This window comes from Vibrio sp. 2130-1 (assembly GCF_033339515.1).
Map to the genome: position 1 here is coordinate 181,289 of NZ_JAWOUT010000009.1, position 16,938 is coordinate 198,226.

General features: G+C 46.9%; 18 protein-coding genes. 10 read left to right on the top strand and 8 right to left on the bottom strand.

Annotated features, from left to right (window positions below; all coding sequences use genetic code 11):
* Positions 1-100: 100 nt before the first annotated feature.
* Positions 101-1,126: an HlyD family secretion protein gene (locus tag R7Q09_RS15440; protein WP_054575254.1), complete on the top strand. Its 1,026-nt coding sequence runs from the start codon at positions 101-103 to the stop codon at positions 1,124-1,126.
* Positions 1,123-2,613 (top strand): MDR family MFS transporter, encoded by a 1,491-nt coding sequence (locus tag R7Q09_RS15445; RefSeq protein WP_213961333.1) that lies wholly within the window; start codon positions 1,123-1,125, stop codon positions 2,611-2,613. Before R7Q09_RS15440 ends, R7Q09_RS15445 begins: the two co-directional genes overlap by 4 nt.
* Before the next feature lie 96 nt (positions 2,614-2,709).
* Here R7Q09_RS15445 and R7Q09_RS15450 read toward each other — a convergent pair whose 3' ends face one another.
* Complete coding sequence (locus R7Q09_RS15450; RefSeq protein WP_005460845.1) at positions 2,710-2,955, bottom strand: Rho-binding antiterminator; 246 nt, start codon at positions 2,953-2,955, stop codon at positions 2,710-2,712.
* 180 nt (positions 2,956-3,135) lie between these two features.
* Here R7Q09_RS15450 and R7Q09_RS15455 point away from each other — a divergent pair, with 180 nt between their 5' ends.
* Entirely contained in the window at positions 3,136-4,272 is a 1,137-nt protein-coding gene (locus R7Q09_RS15455; protein WP_213966478.1) for an MBL fold metallo-hydrolase, read from the top strand.
* 77 nt (positions 4,273-4,349) lie between these two features.
* Here the strand turns inward: R7Q09_RS15455 and R7Q09_RS15460 are convergent, their stop codons facing one another.
* The 5 genes from R7Q09_RS15460 to R7Q09_RS15480 form a co-directional block, all read right to left on the bottom strand.
* Positions 4,350-4,775, bottom strand: a complete 426-nt coding sequence (locus R7Q09_RS15460; protein WP_017634369.1) for a VOC family protein — start codon at positions 4,773-4,775, stop codon at positions 4,350-4,352.
* 174 nt (positions 4,776-4,949) lie between these two features.
* Positions 4,950-5,435, bottom strand: coding sequence for a VOC family protein (locus R7Q09_RS15465; protein ID WP_005374344.1), 486 nt, complete (start codon positions 5,433-5,435; stop codon positions 4,950-4,952).
* Between the two features lie 139 nt (positions 5,436-5,574).
* Positions 5,575-5,904 (bottom strand): DUF4144 domain-containing protein, encoded by a 330-nt coding sequence (locus R7Q09_RS15470; RefSeq protein WP_213906615.1) that lies wholly within the window; start codon positions 5,902-5,904, stop codon positions 5,575-5,577.
* A gap of 24 nt (positions 5,905-5,928) precedes the next feature.
* The gene (locus R7Q09_RS15475) at positions 5,929-6,465 is read right to left on the bottom strand and encodes a DUF924 family protein (RefSeq protein ID WP_017821016.1); all 537 of its coding nucleotides are present in this window, start codon (positions 6,463-6,465) and stop codon (positions 5,929-5,931) included.
* 69 nt (positions 6,466-6,534) lie between these two features.
* On the bottom strand, positions 6,535-8,382 hold the full coding sequence (locus R7Q09_RS15480; RefSeq protein ID WP_318070966.1) for a M3 family metallopeptidase: 1,848 nt from the start codon (positions 8,380-8,382) through the stop codon (positions 6,535-6,537).
* A gap of 276 nt (positions 8,383-8,658) precedes the next feature.
* Here R7Q09_RS15480 and R7Q09_RS15485 point away from each other — a divergent pair, with 276 nt between their 5' ends.
* Positions 8,659-9,021 (top strand): hypothetical protein, encoded by a 363-nt coding sequence (locus R7Q09_RS15485; RefSeq protein WP_017634365.1) that lies wholly within the window; start codon positions 8,659-8,661, stop codon positions 9,019-9,021.
* Positions 9,022-9,091: 70 nt separating this feature from the next.
* Here R7Q09_RS15485 and R7Q09_RS15490 read toward each other — a convergent pair whose 3' ends face one another.
* Complete coding sequence (locus R7Q09_RS15490; RefSeq protein ID WP_005374332.1) at positions 9,092-9,265, bottom strand: hypothetical protein; 174 nt, start codon at positions 9,263-9,265, stop codon at positions 9,092-9,094.
* A 234-nt stretch (positions 9,266-9,499) separates the two neighbouring features.
* On the opposite strand from R7Q09_RS15490, the gene R7Q09_RS15495 reads away from it, so the two are divergent.
* From R7Q09_RS15495 to R7Q09_RS15505, 3 genes are all read left to right on the top strand, one after another.
* Entirely contained in the window at positions 9,500-10,642 is a 1,143-nt protein-coding gene (locus tag R7Q09_RS15495) for a sugar diacid recognition domain-containing protein (protein WP_005374330.1), read from the top strand.
* A gap of 158 nt (positions 10,643-10,800) precedes the next feature.
* On the top strand, positions 10,801-12,153 hold the full coding sequence (locus R7Q09_RS15500; RefSeq protein ID WP_005383302.1) for a GntP family permease: 1,353 nt from the start codon (positions 10,801-10,803) through the stop codon (positions 12,151-12,153).
* Positions 12,154-12,169: 16 nt separating this feature from the next.
* Positions 12,170-13,306 (top strand): glycerate kinase, encoded by a 1,137-nt coding sequence (locus R7Q09_RS15505; RefSeq protein ID WP_062730852.1) that lies wholly within the window; start codon positions 12,170-12,172, stop codon positions 13,304-13,306.
* 96 nt (positions 13,307-13,402) lie between these two features.
* Here the strand turns inward: R7Q09_RS15505 and R7Q09_RS15510 are convergent, their stop codons facing one another.
* Complete coding sequence (locus tag R7Q09_RS15510; protein ID WP_318070967.1) at positions 13,403-14,839, bottom strand: PLP-dependent aminotransferase family protein; 1,437 nt, start codon at positions 14,837-14,839, stop codon at positions 13,403-13,405.
* A 92-nt stretch (positions 14,840-14,931) separates the two neighbouring features.
* On the opposite strand from R7Q09_RS15510, the gene R7Q09_RS15515 reads away from it, so the two are divergent.
* The 3 genes from R7Q09_RS15515 to R7Q09_RS15525 all read left to right on the top strand — a co-directional run bounded on the left by R7Q09_RS15515 (position 14,932) and on the right by R7Q09_RS15525 (position 16,929).
* Positions 14,932-15,831, top strand: coding sequence for a DMT family transporter (locus R7Q09_RS15515; RefSeq protein ID WP_318070968.1), 900 nt, complete (start codon positions 14,932-14,934; stop codon positions 15,829-15,831).
* A gap of 66 nt (positions 15,832-15,897) precedes the next feature.
* A complete protein-coding gene (locus tag R7Q09_RS15520) occupies positions 15,898-16,185 on the top strand; it encodes a hypothetical protein (RefSeq protein ID WP_005374318.1) in 288 nt (95 codons plus the stop codon).
* Positions 16,186-16,338: 153 nt separating this feature from the next.
* Entirely contained in the window at positions 16,339-16,929 is a 591-nt protein-coding gene (locus R7Q09_RS15525; protein WP_318070969.1) for a prepilin-type N-terminal cleavage/methylation domain-containing protein, read from the top strand.
* Positions 16,930-16,938 lie beyond the last annotated feature (9 nt).

The window sequence follows — 16,938 nt, forward strand, 5'->3', positions numbered from 1 at the left end:
GCAACATGCAAAATTGGATCTTTACCTTGCAGATCATTTTATTGTCGGAAGATCGAAAAGTCCTACACTGATCACATAATTGAACAAGTGGACAATATAAATGAGCGACGACATCGCAAAGCATTCCTCCTCCAGATCTAAGCTGGTAAAAACTCTTTTCTTTACTCTCTGTGTTATCGCATTTGGTGCGATGTATTGGTCTTGGCAGTATTCAGACAGTCACCCAAGCACGGAAGATGCCTACGTTAGGGCAAAAATTTTGTCGGTAGCGCCTCAGGTAAAAGGCCAAGTGGTTTCTGTGGATGTCAAAGACTTCCAATCTATTAACAAAGGTGACCTACTGCTGAAGATAGATTCACGCCCATATTTGTTGGCAGTGAAGCAAGCAAAAGCGGCATACCAATTGGCGGTCCAGCAACATGACGTTGCCGATAAGCAGGTAACTGAAGCCGTTGCGGGCTTAGATGCGGCGCGCTCTAACCTGACAGAAGCGCAAGTGGAGTACAAACGTACGGATTCCTTGGTGAAACGCAAACTGGCGTCGGACCAAGATTTAGATACGGCAAAAAACAAACTAGCCAATGCCCAAGCGAGCCTGGAGCAAGCGCGCGCGACGGTAGAAAAAGCCATTGCGAACCGTGGTGAAGAAGGCGCAGAGGCTGCGGTTGTTCAACAAGCGGGAGCACAGTTAGCGCAAGCAGAGCTGAACTTGAGCTACACCGACATTACGTCACCAGTGGATGGCATTGCCGGTGAGATCAATACGCACGTAGGCTCGGTCGTTAGCGTGGGTCAAACGTTGTTCCCTGTGATTTTAAAAGACAGCTATTGGGTACGCGCGAACTTTAAAGAAACCGATCTTACTCATATTAAACCTGGCATGCATGCGGATGTGGTGATTGATATGTACCCAGACGTGGTGTGGAAAGCAACGGTAGAACAACTATCGCCTGCGAGTGGTACATCGTTCTCCTTGATGCCACCAGAAAACGCAACGGGTAACTGGGTTAAAATCAAACAGCGTTTCCCTGTACGTTTGGCATTAGAAGTACCGGCCGATGCGCCGCAACTTCGCGTGGGTGCGAGCTCAGAAGTCACCATTGATTTGCAAAGTAGCGTGCAATGAGCCACCAAATTACGGCAGACAAACGGGGGATTGCCACCGTCGCCGTGATGCTTTCTGCCATCATGGTGTTAATCGATATGACCGTTGCGAACGTGTCGCTATCGCACATGATGGGCGCGTTGGGCGCAACGGCAGACCAAATTACTTGGGTGCTGACGGGTTACAGCATGGCGGAAGCGATCTTCATTCCGATGACCAGTTTCTGGGTGTCGCGCTTTGGTGAACGCAAAGTCATGCTGGTTGCCGTGGTCGGCTTTGTGATTGCCAGTGCGCTTTGTGGGCAAGCACAGTCTCTTGAAGAGATGGTGCTATTTCGCATTATCCAAGGCGCTTTCGGCGCGTCGGTGATTCCATTGGCGCAGTCGACGTTAGTGCAGATTTATCCGTATGAGCAAAAAGGCAAAGCGATGGCGATTTTCTCCATCGGCATTTTGCTTGGTCCTATTTTGGGCCCAGTTGTGGGTGGTGTGATCACCGACAACATTAACTGGCGCTGGATTTTTTACATCAACTTGCCATTCGGTTTGATCTGTACCTCTTTGATTTATCGCTATATCCACATCGACAACAAATCCAAACCTAACTTTGACTGGTGGATCATCGGTTACATGGCGTTAGGTGTGGGCGCGTTGCAGTTTGTGTTGGATAAAGGGAACGAAGAAGACTGGCTCAACTCACGCATGATCCAGACGGCGATATTGCTCGCAGTAATGGGATTGGTGATGTGGATCTATCGCAGTTGGAAAACCAAAAGTCCAATAGCGCCATTATGGCTACTGAAAGACCGAAACCTTATGGTCTCGTCATTGATGATTGCCGTGGTGTCGATGGCGATGTTTGGTCTGACGACTCAACAACCAATGCTGTTGGAAAGCTTGCTGGATTATCCGGTCTCAACCACTGGCTTATTAATGGCACCTCGTGGGTTGGCGTCAGCGGCGATGTTGATTTTGGTGATTAAGCTCAATCCGCAATTCGATCCCAGAATCAAAATAGTCTTTGGCTTGAGCTGCATCGGGATTGGTAGCTATTTGATGACGCAGTACTCACTGCAGATCGATACATTTTGGATTGTGATGCCGAGTATGATTCAGGGGATGGGGCTTGGTTTAACCTTCTCGACGCTATCCACCTTGGCGTATTTAACGATTCCGAAAGAGCAATCTGTTGCGGCGGCGAGTATTTACAATCTGTTCCGTACCATTGGTAGCTCGTTTGGTATTTCTATCGCCACCACGTTCCAATATCGTGATAGTCAGCAGCAATGGCATGCGCTGGGAGAGGGTATTAATCCTTATAATCCTAACTTGCATGACTGGGCGGCCAATCAGGGGCTTTCTATTACCGACCCGGTTGCGTTAGACCAATACCAACAGATGTTGCAGCAGCAATCGCAAATGGTCGCCTTTGTGCACACCTTCCAGCTTGTGGGAGTGATGTTCGTGATCATGATGCCGATGCTGGGTTTCATTCGGTCGCGTGAATAACATGAAGTTCCGGTGAATCGTGTCAGAGAACGCCTCTCAAGTTGTATTTGCTTGAGAGGTGTTTTTTATTGGACGGTGTCAATGAAAGACGGACGTTTACTCAAACGTCACTTCATCAAAATGCGGATTGGCTTTGAGCGCGCGCATTGCGACTAATTGTTCAGTCGGGAAAGCGGTGTGCTCACCATCCATATCTAAAAACAAGCACTCTTGTCGCTGCATGTCGTAGCCTGTGTCGAACGCGTTGCCCTGATGAGTTTCACCATTTTTTAGTGTGATCTCGATAGGGAGCTTAAACATACAGGCGATTTCAATAAAATCGTATTGGCTGCAAGTCACCATAGTTTTCTCCTTTCAAACCGACGCAGTATTCAGAAGGTTTGAGAACCGTATCCTTAAATAGAAGACGTTTGATTGAAACTGAATCTTCATCTTACACCTCATTTTGGTCACGAAATAGACATACACGCACGTTTTAATAAACCTACTGTTGAGCGTTCGCAAGCGAGACAAAACTACGATATGTCTGAGACGATACTTAAGCGCACATACCTAACGAGTGAACAAAAGACACAAAAGCCAAGTTCACTGATTCCGCCTCAAACCTACCATGCGCAGTTGGCGCACCGTGTTCACCACTCGCCTCAATTTGAAAACGGCCGCGTTAAAAACGAGATGCCAAATGTGCCTAGTCCGCAATCATTTTGGCAGGTGTGTTGGAGTTATCTTGGTGGTAGAACACCGTTGAGTCCTAACGAACATCTGCCACATTCCCCAATTCAACCTACGCAGTTTGCGCAGCGAAGTGAATCGATGCGCCTTACTTGGCTGGGCCATTCCACTATGCTGGTGGAGGTCGATGGCATTCGAATTCTGACCGATCCGGTATTTGATTACGCTTCTCCGTTCATCGCAAAAGCGTGGTTTGAACGCAATATTCCCAATACCCATGCCAGAGATTGTTTGCCGATTCCTGAAATCATCGTGATTTCTCACGATCATTACGACCATTTAGAAGCATCGACCATACGTTTCTACGCCGATAAACCCGTGACGTTTTATGTACCCTTAGGGGTTGGCAAGCATCTGATAAAGTGGGGCGTTTGCGCAGACAACATCGTGGAATTCGATTGGTGGGATAGGGTGCACTATGCTGGAATCGAATTGATTTGTACGCCTGCTAACCATAATTCGGGTCGTACTTATTTCGATAAAAACGCGACCCTGTGGGCTTCTTGGGTCATCAAAGGCAAAGAAGAGACGCTCTATTTTAGTGGTGATTCAGCTTACGATTCGCACTTTTCCGAGATCGCACAGCGATGTGGACCAATCGACATTGCTTGTTTGGAAGTGGCTGCCGATGTGAAAGGCCAAGGTTATCCGGTCGAAAACTGGGGGCACATGCAGGCTCATCATACCGTGCAAGCGTTTCACGATTTAAATGCGAAAAAACTGTTGCCAGTACATTGGGCTACATACGAGCTATTTACTCACCGCTGGGACGAACCGATTTTAGATTTGCTTGCCCATTGTCAAAAAGAACACATAACGCTGCTGACGCCAATGCCGGGGGAGAGTTTTTACGTTCATCAAGAACATATAAATAAACAGTGGTGGCGAGAAAAAGAAATATGTGAGCCAGCTAGAATTTTGACTTAATAATATGATCTTACTTCAATAATTATTTTAGAAATTAACCTTGTTATTTTCAGAATATAACAAGGTTTTTTACTCGCTTACTCATCAATCACTTGAGGTTTTAACTCGACGACATTTCCTTCCGGATCATGTATATAGAGTGATCTACCGAACCCTTGTGCGCCATACCGCTTCGCAAACTCTTCGGTTTCAATGCCGCGCGCACGCAGATATTCCAGTAATTCATCCTCGGAAAAAGGCGCCAATTGCAGACAAAAATGGTCAATATTACGACCATTTTGAACTGGTGGCTTACCGCCGAGTTGGCCCAATTCGCTGTCTACCGTCACTACATCAATCAATGCGTTACCTGCCCTAAGTTGAGTTAAACCAAGTTCCGTTACTTCGCGTTCGACAGGGCAGCCCAAAATGTCTCGATAGAAATGCAACATAGCATCGAGGTTACAGGTCCTTAAAACAACATGATCAAGCGCTTTGATGGCGATTGGATTTTTGGTGGGCATGCTTCACTCCTTTTTGCATTGTGTTGAGGTAAGTATAAAGTGACCTTAAAAGTGGTGAGAGAAATGATCAAATTCCAGATGTTTTTTTGCTAGAGCGAGTGCAGAAACACTGCAACTCAAAGCAAACAAAAAAGGCTAGCGTATTGCTAGCCTTTTGGAATATGGATGGGGCTATTACTCGTAATCAGAAGCGTAAGTTTCTTCGTAAGTGTGTGAGTAAAGCTCGAATAGGTTGCCGAATGGGTCTTCTAGGTAAACCATTTTCGCAGGCTTATTATCGTCTTCTGGGTGGTAACGCATGATGTCCATGCGAACTTTGCCACCTAGTGCTTCGGTGCGTTTGATAGCACCTTCAAAATCGTCTGTCTGCAAACAGAAATGGAAGATACCGATGCGAGAAAAATCCACTTCATGGCGCTCTTGACGCTCTTTCATTTCGAATAACTCAAGGCCGATGCCATCACTTGTCACAAGGTGCGCAATGTTGAAGCCTTTAAAGCCTTCCCCAAAGACCGCAATACACATTCTGCCAATTGCCGTTTCGCGTTCTTCAATTACTTTCGTGTTGCCCATAACGACTTTTAGACCTAGCGCTTGCGTGTAAAACTCAACCGCTTTGTCCATATCTCCGACCATAATACCGACATGATTCATTTTCATTTGTTTGCTCCCAACATGTGTGTTTGAACGTTGTCTTGTTTCGATGTGGGAGAGTATATGGTGTGATGTTGATTACATGAAATTATCATAAATTATAAAAATGATAATTTTATTTAATGCTATGCATGTTGGGATTGAGTTAGTGAGCTAAGGCCTCAACAGCTTGCCTCACCGAGGTGAAATGAATCTTGATAATGCACCGTTGCGCGAGGCTGAATTCATGCGATTGGATTAATGACGTAACCTCTTCTACGGACAGCGTTCGTTCTTTTGGGTGTAAAAGAGTGGTGTTCGAACCATTGTTTTTCAATTCGAACGTTTTGCCATTTGAGTCAATAACGTAATCATCTTGCCCAAAAATGAGGGCTTCGCATTCAGAGTCTAAGTCGGACTGGGAATGCGTATAGATCAGCTCATCGTCGCCGTCTAGTTTTAGCAAGCATGGCCAGCATACTGCGTGGTCTCTCATGGTTAACTCATTATTCATTGTTATTTAGAAACTTGACCCAGGTTGTTGCAAAAACGCTAACTCTTCGGGAGTGCTCTTTCTTCCCAGTATCGCATTGCGATGAGGATAGCGCCCAAACTGGTCGATGATGGCTTTGTGTTTTAGCTCAAAATCGTAGTTATTTTCAAGCCCTGATGCGCGAAACAATTTTTCAGCTTGGACATGAATGAGGCGAGATTCGCTGTGCATAAACGGCATGTACAAAAAGCTTAGCTGCTCAGGCGCTAATTCTTTGTCGTAACCTAACCGAATTGCCTCTTGAGCCAATGCTAATGCGAGTGGGTCTTGTGCAAACGCTTTTGGGGTGTTGCGATACACATTACGTGAAAACTGGTCGAGGACGATGATTTCGGCCAATCGTCCTTGTGCGCTGTTACGCCAATTAAACAGTTCACAACGAGCCGCTTGTTCTAATACCGAGGCAAATCGCGATGCAATACACTTGTCCAGTTCTGGGTTGTTTTCAAACCAATTTTGGGGCGATAGCTCCTCGAACCAAAATTTGATGACTTCTTGGTACATGGATCTTCCTTCTTATTGCATTAGCTAAAGAATAAAAAGCCAGAAGGCGAGCTCCTGGCTTTCTGCGTGTTATCGACCGTAAGTCTCTACGATGTAATGTTCAAAATCGTCACACATTTGTTCGTCAGAGATGGTGTTGCTTGCCAGCTCTTTACTGCCGTCGACGACTTTAATCGCGGCGTTCAGTGAAGCGACTGGTACTCGCTCTCGCGTCGCAAGTGAGTCGATTTTCTTCTGCTGCACTTCCCATGCCTGTTCTGGCGACAGGTTACACACGTCTGCAAGGTATTTGGCATTGAAGCCTTCGCCAGTCAGGCTGACAATGGTTTCGTTGTGCGACAAGTGATTGCCTGCGTGCCAGTAGTGTTTTGCCAGCAGTGGGCCAATTTCTGGGTTATCCGTCAGGTAACCAAACTTCTCAAGGAAGTATGCACGGGTCTGATACACCGCCATGTGCGCGAGTAGATAACCTTGATACGCACAAGCTGCTTCGTCGGATAGCAAATGTGGAATCGCCATCAGTGGGCGAGGGCTGCATTCCAAACCAAGGATCTGTTTTTCACAATCGCGAGCGAGCTTAGTGATGCGCTCTGGCGTTAACTCGTCATCGCTCAATTGATACAACGCGCGCTCAAAATATGGCACAACCAAGATGCTACGTTCTTCATAAGCTTTGAATGGCTGACGGCTGTTGATCATTGCTTGAATAATCTCATCAGGAACAGAATTCCCTTCATCATCCAGTGCGTACTGTTTTAGCCAATCGGCATCGGTTAACAGGCTATCACAGAACATCGACTGAGTTTCTGCATAAGCCATTGACGTCGGCGAAAACTCCTGCGAGAAACAAGGCGCGTTCATTTTTACGTTCGCAAAGTGTGCTGCGTGGCCGCCTTCGTGGAACAGCGTGTTAATGCCATCGTAGCCACTGCCCACTTGGTCTGGTTTGGCATTACTGGTGAAGTTCACCTGCGCTGCGACCCATTCGCCTTGATTATAGAAAGAAGGGATAGGGCCGTGGCAGAACCCGTTCGGGTACTTACCTTTGCGATCTAGTAAATCCAGCGTTAGCGTCGCGCTAGAGTAATCAATATTTAGGCGACCAAATGATTCTACCCAGCGTCTCAGAGATTTTGAGAACGGCACGTATGGGTCAAGGTCACGCATAACGTTACCCGCGAATGAGTAAACAAAGTTGTAGCCTGCTAGTGCGCTTGCGCCTTTCTCTTTCGCCAAGTTTTCTAAGCTGTTTAGGTGCGCATCTCGCGTGCGTTGTTCGAAATCTTCCAAAATCTCGAATAGCTGCTCAGTGCTCATCTTTTCCGTTTTTTGCACGGAGTAATCAAAGAAAGTCGCATAACCCAGTGAGCGAGCGAACTGGTTGCGCAGTTTGATCAGTTCAATAAAGCCGTTTTGCAGTAGCCATTGTTCAAGGTTCAGCAACGCTTGATGAGCCGATTGGCGAACTTCTTCATGATTGCTGGTGCGAATGGTTGAGCTTAATACTGGAAGTGAACCTTCTACTTGCTCGCCGTTCTCATCGGTAAATGTTTGTACGTGGTTCTGTTTTTTCTCGAAGAGCTCAGCTTCAAAGGCAATGAGCTGATTTTTCAACGCTTGTGCTTTTTCGCCCTCGATAGCGTGAGATTCAAACATCGCCAGCCAACCAGATAGACCCGTAATGGTTTGTTGTTTCTCTTGTGGGTCGGTAATTGAGTCCGCGGCTTCAAGCTGTTGTTTGATGGCAGTAATTTGCTCGGCGTTGCTTAAAAAGCTTGTCCATGCCGTTTGTGCTTGCGTCGAGCCATCATGGTCATCGCTGATCCCCATGTAAGTTTCCCAAAAGAAATCTTCTTTGGTGCGGTGAATCGCAAGGTAACGTTGATTGAGGTCGTTGAGATAATCCGTTGCGGTCATTTTGATCCTTCAAATGGTTTCGTTATGTAGACAGTTGATTATTGCACGCTTGGCCGCGAGAAAGGAACGCTAATCTCATTTGTCGATTTTGCATCGCGTAAAGGTGATTTTACTATTTGTTTACATTTGGGTGGGTTAATAGGAGTTCTGAGCTTGCAGTGTTAAGACTGGTATGGAGTTTACAGTTTATTAAGTAATTAATCTGCGGTGCGCTATCGATGATCCTTATCAGGTGTAATAAGATTTCCATATCGTGGCGATACATTTGGAAACGATATGATAAATAAGACAAAAGTTACGTTATTGGCGGTAGGTACGATTTTAGTTGGATGTTCCACAGTCGCGCCACCAAGAAATGATGCGGTTGAAAGCATTCAACAAAAATGTTCTGTGATTTTAAGCAATGATGTTGCGGGCGACCAGCGCTGGCAGACGTACAACGGCTTGCTTGTAGAATATGCCGTGCATGGCGTTAAGAGTCAGGCACAACTGGAACGTTTTGAAGCGTTTGTGCAGAGAGTGCAAGATGATGAGTCTGGACAGTTAGTTACAGAGTTGATTGAGGTCACCGACTGGGGATGCTCAAACGGCAATTATCTAGAAGAGATGAGCTTGTTTATTCAAGAAGTTCAAAAGTAAAAAACCGAGCGTTAAGTCGCTCGGTTTTTCTGTTTGTGGAACGCTTTTGTGCGCTGGCTCGTCAGGACGTTTACTCCTCTGGATACTCGCCCATACCTTGCGTTTTACCTTCCGCTTTCCAATGCTCTCCAGGAGCAAATGCTTCATCGCATAAATCTACGGTGTAGCCCATTTCTGTGATTTCCTTCAAAGTGAGGTTATCAGCAATATTTGCAACTTCCCCCGATTTATTCCGTAACTCCATGTTGATCTCTCCTCTGTAGGTAGACGAGTGGCATCAATGCACAGTGAAGAATGCATTGGTAACCTTTGTTCTAAGTATATAACCCTCTGCTAAAAATGAAGGCTTAATCCTCTTTTTAAGTGTGGTTAATTGGATAATGCTTTGAGCTGCTTCCGTTATTTAGAACCGCAGCATCGCGATAGTTTGCCATTTGTGATTTATTGAGTGATTAAACGGTCAATTTGGAAACTCGAAATGGTGATTCTCGACCACGCTTTAGCACAACAAATTGTTGATCGAACCATGTCCATCATTGGTCACAATGTGAATGTGATGAACTCGGCAGGCATCATCATTGGCAGTGGCGACCCTAAACGTGTTGGGCAAGTGCATGATGGCGCGGTACTGGCGCTGAATCATGGCGATTCGCTAGAGCTTAATGAGCAGCAATGTTTGACGTTGCAGGGTGTCAAACCCGGTATCAATATGTTGTTGAAATTACATGGCGACGTGGTTGGTATTGTTGGTGTCACAGGCGAGCCGGAGAAAATCCGAGATTTTGCCAAACTGGTTAAAATGACCGCTGAATTGACAATCGAGCAAGCCGCGCTGGTGGAAAAATTTCAGTGGGACAGACGTCATCGCGAAGAGTTTATTCTGGCTTGGATCAATGGCAAATTGACCGATGAAGAGCTGAAAGATTGGGCGATGCGTCTTTCTATCGATGTTACTCAACCACGGGTGGCAACGGTGATTGAAGTCTCGACGCCGTCGGCCTCAAAAAGCATGAAGAGTGTGCGCAATATTGTTGAACTGCTTGAATACCCAGAGCGTAACAATCTAGTTGCGATTGTCTCGGTGAATGAAATTGTGGTGTTGAAACCGTGTCATTCCGCCAAGCAGTGGGACAGCCAAGTTGAAAGTGAGCGCATTGATAAGTTGATGTCGCGTTTAAGCGATCACGATTCGCATACGTTTCACATTGCGCTAGGACAGCTGTTTAATGAGCCTAAAGATGTCGCGTTGTCATACCAAAGCGCGAAGCAGGTATTAGCCATTGGCAAGCAGTTCTACCCAGAGAAACGTAAGTACCTGTTCGATGAACTTCGTTTGCCTGTTTTGTTAGCGCCGTTGGCGGATATTTGGCAAGGTGAACAAATTATTGATGGTGTGAAACGGTTGAAAGAGAAAGACAAATCTGGGCAATTATTGAAAACCCTAGATGCACTTTTTGAATGCAATGGCAATGTAACAGAATGCTCTAAAATGCTGTTTATTCACCGGAACACTCTGCGCTATCGGTTAGAGAAAATCACCGAGATAACAGGGCTACCAACTACCAATTTTGTGGGGTTAGCGGAGCTTTATATTGCGACTCGGCTCTCAAAAATGTCGTGATATTGTGCATCTGCACAATACGCGTTATTTTTTGACCACATCATTTGTCACTCCGCCTAAAGGAATTCGAAAGCAAACGATTAATAATTCATGCATCCCTACATGTTGAGTGAGCCAACACGGACTCGCTCAGCAAAATAAGAATAAATGGAGTTATCATGAACCTTATATTAATCCTGCTCGGGGTGATCGCATTTATTGTGCTCACGACCACCAAATTCAAATTACATCCCTTTTTAGCGCTGATCATCGCGGCGTTCCTTGCGGCATTTGCTTACGGCTTACCGGCAGATAGCATTGCCAAAACCATTGCTTCTGGCTTTGGCGGCATCCTTGGTTACATTGGTTTGGTTATCGTTTTAGGTACCATCATCGGTGTTATTTTGGAAAAAAGTGGTGCAGCGATCACTATGGCCGATACGGTCATCAAAGTGTTGGGTGAGCGTTTCCCAACATTGACCATGAGTATCATCGGTTACATCGTTTCTGTTCCGGTATTTTGTGATTCAGGCTTTGTCATTCTGAACTCGCTCAAAGAATCACTCGCGAAGCGTTTAAAAACCTCAAGCGTTGCGATGAGTGTGGCGTTGGCAACTGGCCTATATGCAACGCACACATTTGTGCCGCCAACTCCTGGACCGATTGCCGCTGCGGGTAACTTAGGCCTGGAATCTAACCTTGGTTTAGTGATTGGTGTGGGTGTGTTTGTTGCAGCGGTTGCGGCGTTAGCGGGTATGTTGTGGGCGAACCGATTCCAACATGTTGAACCAGATGGCATTGAAGCCGTAGAAGAAATTCAGCAAGACTGGCAAGCACTCAAAGCGTCTTACGGCAAATTGCCAACGGCGAGCCAAGCATTCGCTCCTATTTTTGTTCCTATCTTATTGATCTGTTTTGGCTCTATCGCGAAATTCCCAAGCCTACCGCTGGGCGAAGGTTTTGTGTTTGATGTTCTGATTTTCTTAGGACAGCCACTAACGGCATTAGTGATTGGCCTGTTCCTTTCTGTTCGCCTACTCAAATCAGACAACAAGATTGAAGAATTTGGCGAGCGAATCAGCCAAGGTATTACGGCTGCTGCGCCTATTCTTTTGATTACCGGTGCGGGTGGTGCTTTTGGCGCGGTATTAAAAGCAACGCCGCTAGGTGAATACTTAGGTACGACGCTATCGGCGCTGGGCGTGGGTATTTTCATGCCATTTATCGTTGCGGCTGCGCTAAAGTCGGCGCAAGGTTCATCAACGGTTGCATTGGTGACCACATCGGCTTTGGTTGCGCCTATGCTTACGCAATTGGGGCTCGATTCAGAAATGGGCCGCGTATTAACGGTGATGGCGATCGGTGCTGGTGCGATGACGGTTTCTCATGCAAACGACAGTTTCTTCTGGGTAGTTTCGCAGTTTAGCCGCATGTCGGTGGGCTTAGCGTACCGCGCGCAAACCATGGCTACGCTCGTTCAAGGTGTCACGGCAATGGCATTGGTGTACATTTTGAGCCTCGTTCTCTTATAAGTCTCTGGAAATACGTATGAAAGTGGTAATTGCACCTGATTCATTTAAAGAAAGCTTAACCGCCAAACAAGTGAGCGAGGCGATCAAAACGGGTCTTGCTCGCGTATGGCATGATGCTGAGTTTGTTACGGTTCCGGTCGCAGACGGTGGCGAAGGCACGGTTCAATCTTTGATAGATGCAACTCAAGGCGAACAAGTCTTCACAACAGTGACTGCGCCATTAGGGAATGATGTTGAAGCGTTTTATGGCATCCTCGGCGAAGGCGAAACTGCGGTTATTGAAATGGCGGAGGCCAGTGGGCTACACCTTGTGCCGAGTGACGCTCGCGACCCAAAACTGACCAGTAGCATTGGTACCGGACAGCTGATCAAACACGCGCTAGACAGAGGCATTCAACGTTTAATCATTGGTTTGGGCGGCAGCGCTACCAATGATGGTGGCGTGGGCATGTTGACCGCGTTGGGGGTGGCGTTTCTTGATGAATCTGGTCATGCAATTACCCCAAATGGAGGCGGGTTAGCGGCGCTTGCGTCCATCGATATTTCTGGTCTTGACCCTCGTTTAGCAACTTGCGAAGTGTTGGTAGCGTGCGATGTTGATAACCCACTCTGTGGTGACAAAGGCGCGTCGGCTATCTTTGGCCCGCAAAAGGGAGCGACCGTATCAGACGTCACTCTGCTCGATAACGCATTGCGCAAGTTTGGCGAGTTGACGGAACAAGCGACGGGTAAGCATGTACTGACTCGTGAAGGGGCGGGTGCTGCTGGTGGTATGGGCGCGGCCTTGCTCGGGTACACGCCAGCACGTTTGCAACCGGGAATTGAGATTGTGCTTGAAACGGTCAAACTTGCTCAGCATGTTGCGGATGCGGATATCGTATTTACAGGCGAGGGTCGAATCGATCATCAAACCGCACATGGCAAAACGCCGATGGGCGTTGCTCAGGTCGCCAAGCAGTGTAATTTACCAGTCATTGCATTAGCAGGCTGTGTGGGCGACAACTATCAGGCGGTTTATGAGTGCGGCATTGATGCGGTGTTTGCTTGTGTACCAAGGGCGATGAGCTTACCTGAGGCCATGAAAGAGGCCGACGTCAACGTTGCTAACTTAGCCGAAAACGTCGCGAGAATGTGGCAAATTAAGTCGCACTGAGGGCGATAACGATACGAGAAAACTCCACCTTTGCGTGGAGTTTTTTGTTGTTACGTGTTTGCGTGTGTAGGCATAAGTTCATTTAGCAAGAGCGAGTTAACAGGCATGCTTTGCTATCAATTTTGCCAGTGTTTGCATCGCTTGACTCCAATCGGTTTCATGACCAAAGTTTGCCACGCTGAGGCGTACGCAATGCCGATATTGCCCTTGAGTGCCAAATACAGTACCGGGAAGTAGGCTGATTCTGTGCTTATTGCACGCTTGATACAACGCATAGCTGTCCGTGTCTTCGGGCAGTCGTAACCAAAGCAAGAACGAACCTTGCACGGCGTTGATCTGGTATCGATTTTTTAGAGATTCGTGCTCATCTAAGTATTGATGAAGCATCTGGATAAATCGGCGCATGTTGTTTTGATACACCCGTCCCATTCGCGCAGTATGCGTTCGATACTTGCCTGACGTTAGAAACGTTGCCACGGCGGATTGCATCAGGTTCAAACTGCCCATGTTCTCACACAGTAGATATTGCTCAATTTGATCTCGATATCGCCCCGCCAACATCCAACCAATTCTCAAACGCGAATCGAGCGTTTTGGATAACGAATTTACGTAAATTACGCGTTGCTTGTCATCGAGCAATCTCAAGCTTGGCAACGGCTTATCATAACTTAACCCGCCAAACACATCGTCTTCGATAATAGGAATATTGCCGGACGCCAATAGTAATTGTTGACGCTTTTCTAGCTGCATCATGGCACCAGTTGGATTGGTGAAGTTTGGCGTTACGATGATCGCTTTTATGTCCCATGTCGCCATTGCTTTTGCTAAGGCTTCGGGGCACATACCGTCGCGTGGGCAACTCGGAATTTCCACCACTTTGAGGCCGAGTGATTCTAGCATCAATAAGTTGCCAAAATAGCAAGGGGACTCCACCGCGACGATATCGCCTTTTTGTGTCGTTGCGCGCAGCGCTAGGCTAATGGCTTGTTGCGCGCCGTGCGTCACCATGATCTCATCCAACTTGGCTGGCGTGCCCAAATCTTGTGTGATTTTCGCTAGTTGTTTGATTAAGAGGTGATCACCGGGTGGTAATTGGTAATGGCTCGGTACATGCGTTTGCTGGCGGCTGTGGCGGCCGATCTCGGCGTACAAGCTTTTGATCGCGGGGGAGTCAATGTTTGGGTGGGCAGAACCGGTAGGCAAACGCTCTTGGTATTCAGGATAAGTAAGGATTTCTTTGCAGATCGAGAGCAAATCCACGCGAGTCGGATCCGGAATTGAGCGATAGGTCGGCAAAGCGACTTTCACTCGATAACCCGATTTGGGAACCGAGTACACCAAGTTTTGCGCTTCCAACTCTTGATACGCACGAATCACGGTGTTTTTGCTGACGCTTAATTCTTGGCTCAACGAGCGAATGGAGGGCAGTCGATCATCCGCTTGATAAACGCCACCATTGATGGCTTGTTTGAGGTGTTTTTCCACCACGAGGTACTTATTCCCTTCACCGCTTCCCAATAAATCTGTACCCATAAAAACACTTCCATCTGTCACTTTTTGAAAACACTGTACCTAATTACATTAGCAGCATCTCAAAACATAAAACAAGCGTGAGTGAGGCGAACATGTTAATCCGAGCCATCCCTTTTGTATTTGTCATCCTTTGGGCTTCTGGATTTGTTGGTGCGCGTTTTGGTTTGCAATATGCTGAGCCAGCGACACTACTTTCTATCCGTATGGCATTCAATGTCCTACTGTTCTTGGTTCTTGTGGCGGTATTGCGTAGAAGGTTGCCGACAGGGAAAGATTTTTGGCACAGCTGCGTAGTCGGGGCGTTGATCCACGGTTTCTATCTGGGCGGTACTTATTTCGCTATCGCCTTGGGTATGCCTGCGGGGTTGAGTTCGTTGCTGGTGGGCATTCAGCCGATTTTAACCGCGGCTTTGTTGGTGGCGTTTGTTCGTGAGGAATTTAAACCCTCGCAATGGCTGGGTTTGGCTCTTGGTTTTGTCGGTATTGCTATGGTGTTGATGGGCAAAATGGAGTGGCAATCCGAGCAGCACAAAGTGTTGGCCATTGGTTTGTGTTTATTGGCTTTGGTTGGTATCACGCTAGGGACGCTGTATCAGAAAAAACATTGCCAACAAGTGGATATGGTTGGTGGTGCGACAGTGCAATATTTGGCCGCGCTCATCATGTTTCTGCCTGTTGCGATGCAGTTTGAAACCATGCAAGTGCAATGGGAACTGGAGTTTATTTTGACCGTGTTGTGGTTGGTCGTCGTGCTCTCTTGTGTGGCGATTCTATTGTTGCTGTACATGGTGAGAAATGGGGCGTCTTCGAGTGTGGCGTCTGTGTTTTACCTAGTGCCGCCAACGACGGCGATTCAGGCTTGGCTCGCGTTTGGAGAGTCATTTGATTGGATGGGGATTTCTGGTTTCGTACTGGCAGCTACGGCGGTGTATTTGGTGGTTAAAAAGCCGGATCTGACGATAAAGAAATCGATTCAAACAGAATATACCTAAATTGGGTAGGGACATTTTCGTACCAGTGGGTACAATCTGCTTCATCTTAATCCGTGGAGCAGAATGATGAAGGTAAAGCCAGATCGAATGACCGCCATGCGTAGTATCATCGAGCAAGTAAAAGCGGAACTACCAATTTATGAACCAGAAACGTTTGTATGTGGACCAGAAGGGCAGTGCATTGGCTGTCCGAAGAAATTGTTGGAAATGGTCGATTCAGAAGTCACTTATTGGGAGTCAGCCATGGAGCGCGGCATTGTTCCGCAGTTCGATGAGATTCGTCGTTTTGGCAAAATGTGCACGAATGTTCGTCGTGGTCTGGTGCGAAATAATGTGCCTTTACTCAGTAACTAGAGAGTAAAAACCGTCTAATATCTGACACATAGCGTCGTTTTGTTACACGGCTATTTGGCTGCTGTTCTCAAGTTTGCGTGGTGTTTGTCTCTTCTTACCCCTTAAGCCTTTAATCGTAAGAAATTGGCGATATATTGGCTCGGTCTCACATGGATGTGGGGCTATTGTCTTGGGCTAGTTGAGATAAGAAACGTGAAATCAAAGGGATTTACGCTGATGGAAATCACCATAGTGCTTACCACTTTGGCTTTCATCGCATTAGCTGCTTTACCAGTACTACTCGATATTCATCGCCAAGCATACGCTGCGATGCTGCACAGTTCTCAGTCTTCTTTGGGTACGGCTCTCAAATTCTTCCATGCTCAATCAGTGATTGATAACGCTTACGGCCAAGAGCACGTTCACTACATTGACCGACATGTCAAAACACGCAAAGGCATGCCAGAAGCGAGTGCCGATAGTATTCGAGCTTTGTTAGAAATCGATCTACCAGCCAGAGGTTATTCGAAAATTGACGTGCCGTGCAAAGGCAGTGATTTTTGCATCATCGGTCAGCAGCACCCAAACAGTGCTCATTTTGTCGCTATTCCTGATTATCAGTTCTTAGATAAATCGGGTGTTGATCGCGTGGTGTACATTTGGCCGCAAGGTTACACACTGGCAGAAGACGCATGCTATTTCTACTACGTGAATCAAGCCTCTAACGATTCAATTGTTCGAGGGCATGTGACGCAAGGGTGTTAACCCCGAATA

Coding starts and splice junctions, on each gene's coding strand:
- R7Q09_RS15520 (WP_005374318.1), top strand. CDS start 15,898: ATGAAGGTAAAGCCAGATCGAATGACCGCCATGCGTAGTATCATCGAG.
- R7Q09_RS15490 (WP_005374332.1), bottom strand. CDS start 9,265: ATGGAGTTACGGAATAAATCGGGGGAAGTTGCAAATATTGCTGATAAC.
- R7Q09_RS15450 (WP_005460845.1), bottom strand. CDS start 2,955: ATGGTGACTTGCAGCCAATACGATTTTATTGAAATCGCCTGTATGTTT.
- R7Q09_RS15515 (WP_318070968.1), top strand. CDS start 14,932: ATGTTAATCCGAGCCATCCCTTTTGTATTTGTCATCCTTTGGGCTTCT.
- R7Q09_RS15440 (WP_054575254.1), top strand. CDS start 101: ATGAGCGACGACATCGCAAAGCATTCCTCCTCCAGATCTAAGCTGGTA.
- R7Q09_RS15510 (WP_318070967.1), bottom strand. CDS start 14,839: ATGGGTACAGATTTATTGGGAAGCGGTGAAGGGAATAAGTACCTCGTG.
- R7Q09_RS15480 (WP_318070966.1), bottom strand. CDS start 8,382: ATGACCGCAACGGATTATCTCAACGACCTCAATCAACGTTACCTTGCG.
- R7Q09_RS15470 (WP_213906615.1), bottom strand. CDS start 5,904: ATGAGAGACCACGCAGTATGCTGGCCATGCTTGCTAAAACTAGACGGC.
- R7Q09_RS15495 (WP_005374330.1), top strand. CDS start 9,500: ATGGTGATTCTCGACCACGCTTTAGCACAACAAATTGTTGATCGAACC.
- R7Q09_RS15500 (WP_005383302.1), top strand. CDS start 10,801: ATGAACCTTATATTAATCCTGCTCGGGGTGATCGCATTTATTGTGCTC.
- R7Q09_RS15525 (WP_318070969.1), top strand. CDS start 16,339: ATGTGGGGCTATTGTCTTGGGCTAGTTGAGATAAGAAACGTGAAATCA.
- R7Q09_RS15475 (WP_017821016.1), bottom strand. CDS start 6,465: ATGTACCAAGAAGTCATCAAATTTTGGTTCGAGGAGCTATCGCCCCAA.
- R7Q09_RS15445 (WP_213961333.1), top strand. CDS start 1,123: ATGAGCCACCAAATTACGGCAGACAAACGGGGGATTGCCACCGTCGCC.
- R7Q09_RS15505 (WP_062730852.1), top strand. CDS start 12,170: ATGAAAGTGGTAATTGCACCTGATTCATTTAAAGAAAGCTTAACCGCC.
- R7Q09_RS15455 (WP_213966478.1), top strand. CDS start 3,136: ATGTCTGAGACGATACTTAAGCGCACATACCTAACGAGTGAACAAAAG.
- R7Q09_RS15485 (WP_017634365.1), top strand. CDS start 8,659: ATGATAAATAAGACAAAAGTTACGTTATTGGCGGTAGGTACGATTTTA.
- R7Q09_RS15465 (WP_005374344.1), bottom strand. CDS start 5,435: ATGAAAATGAATCATGTCGGTATTATGGTCGGAGATATGGACAAAGCG.
- R7Q09_RS15460 (WP_017634369.1), bottom strand. CDS start 4,775: ATGCCCACCAAAAATCCAATCGCCATCAAAGCGCTTGATCATGTTGTT.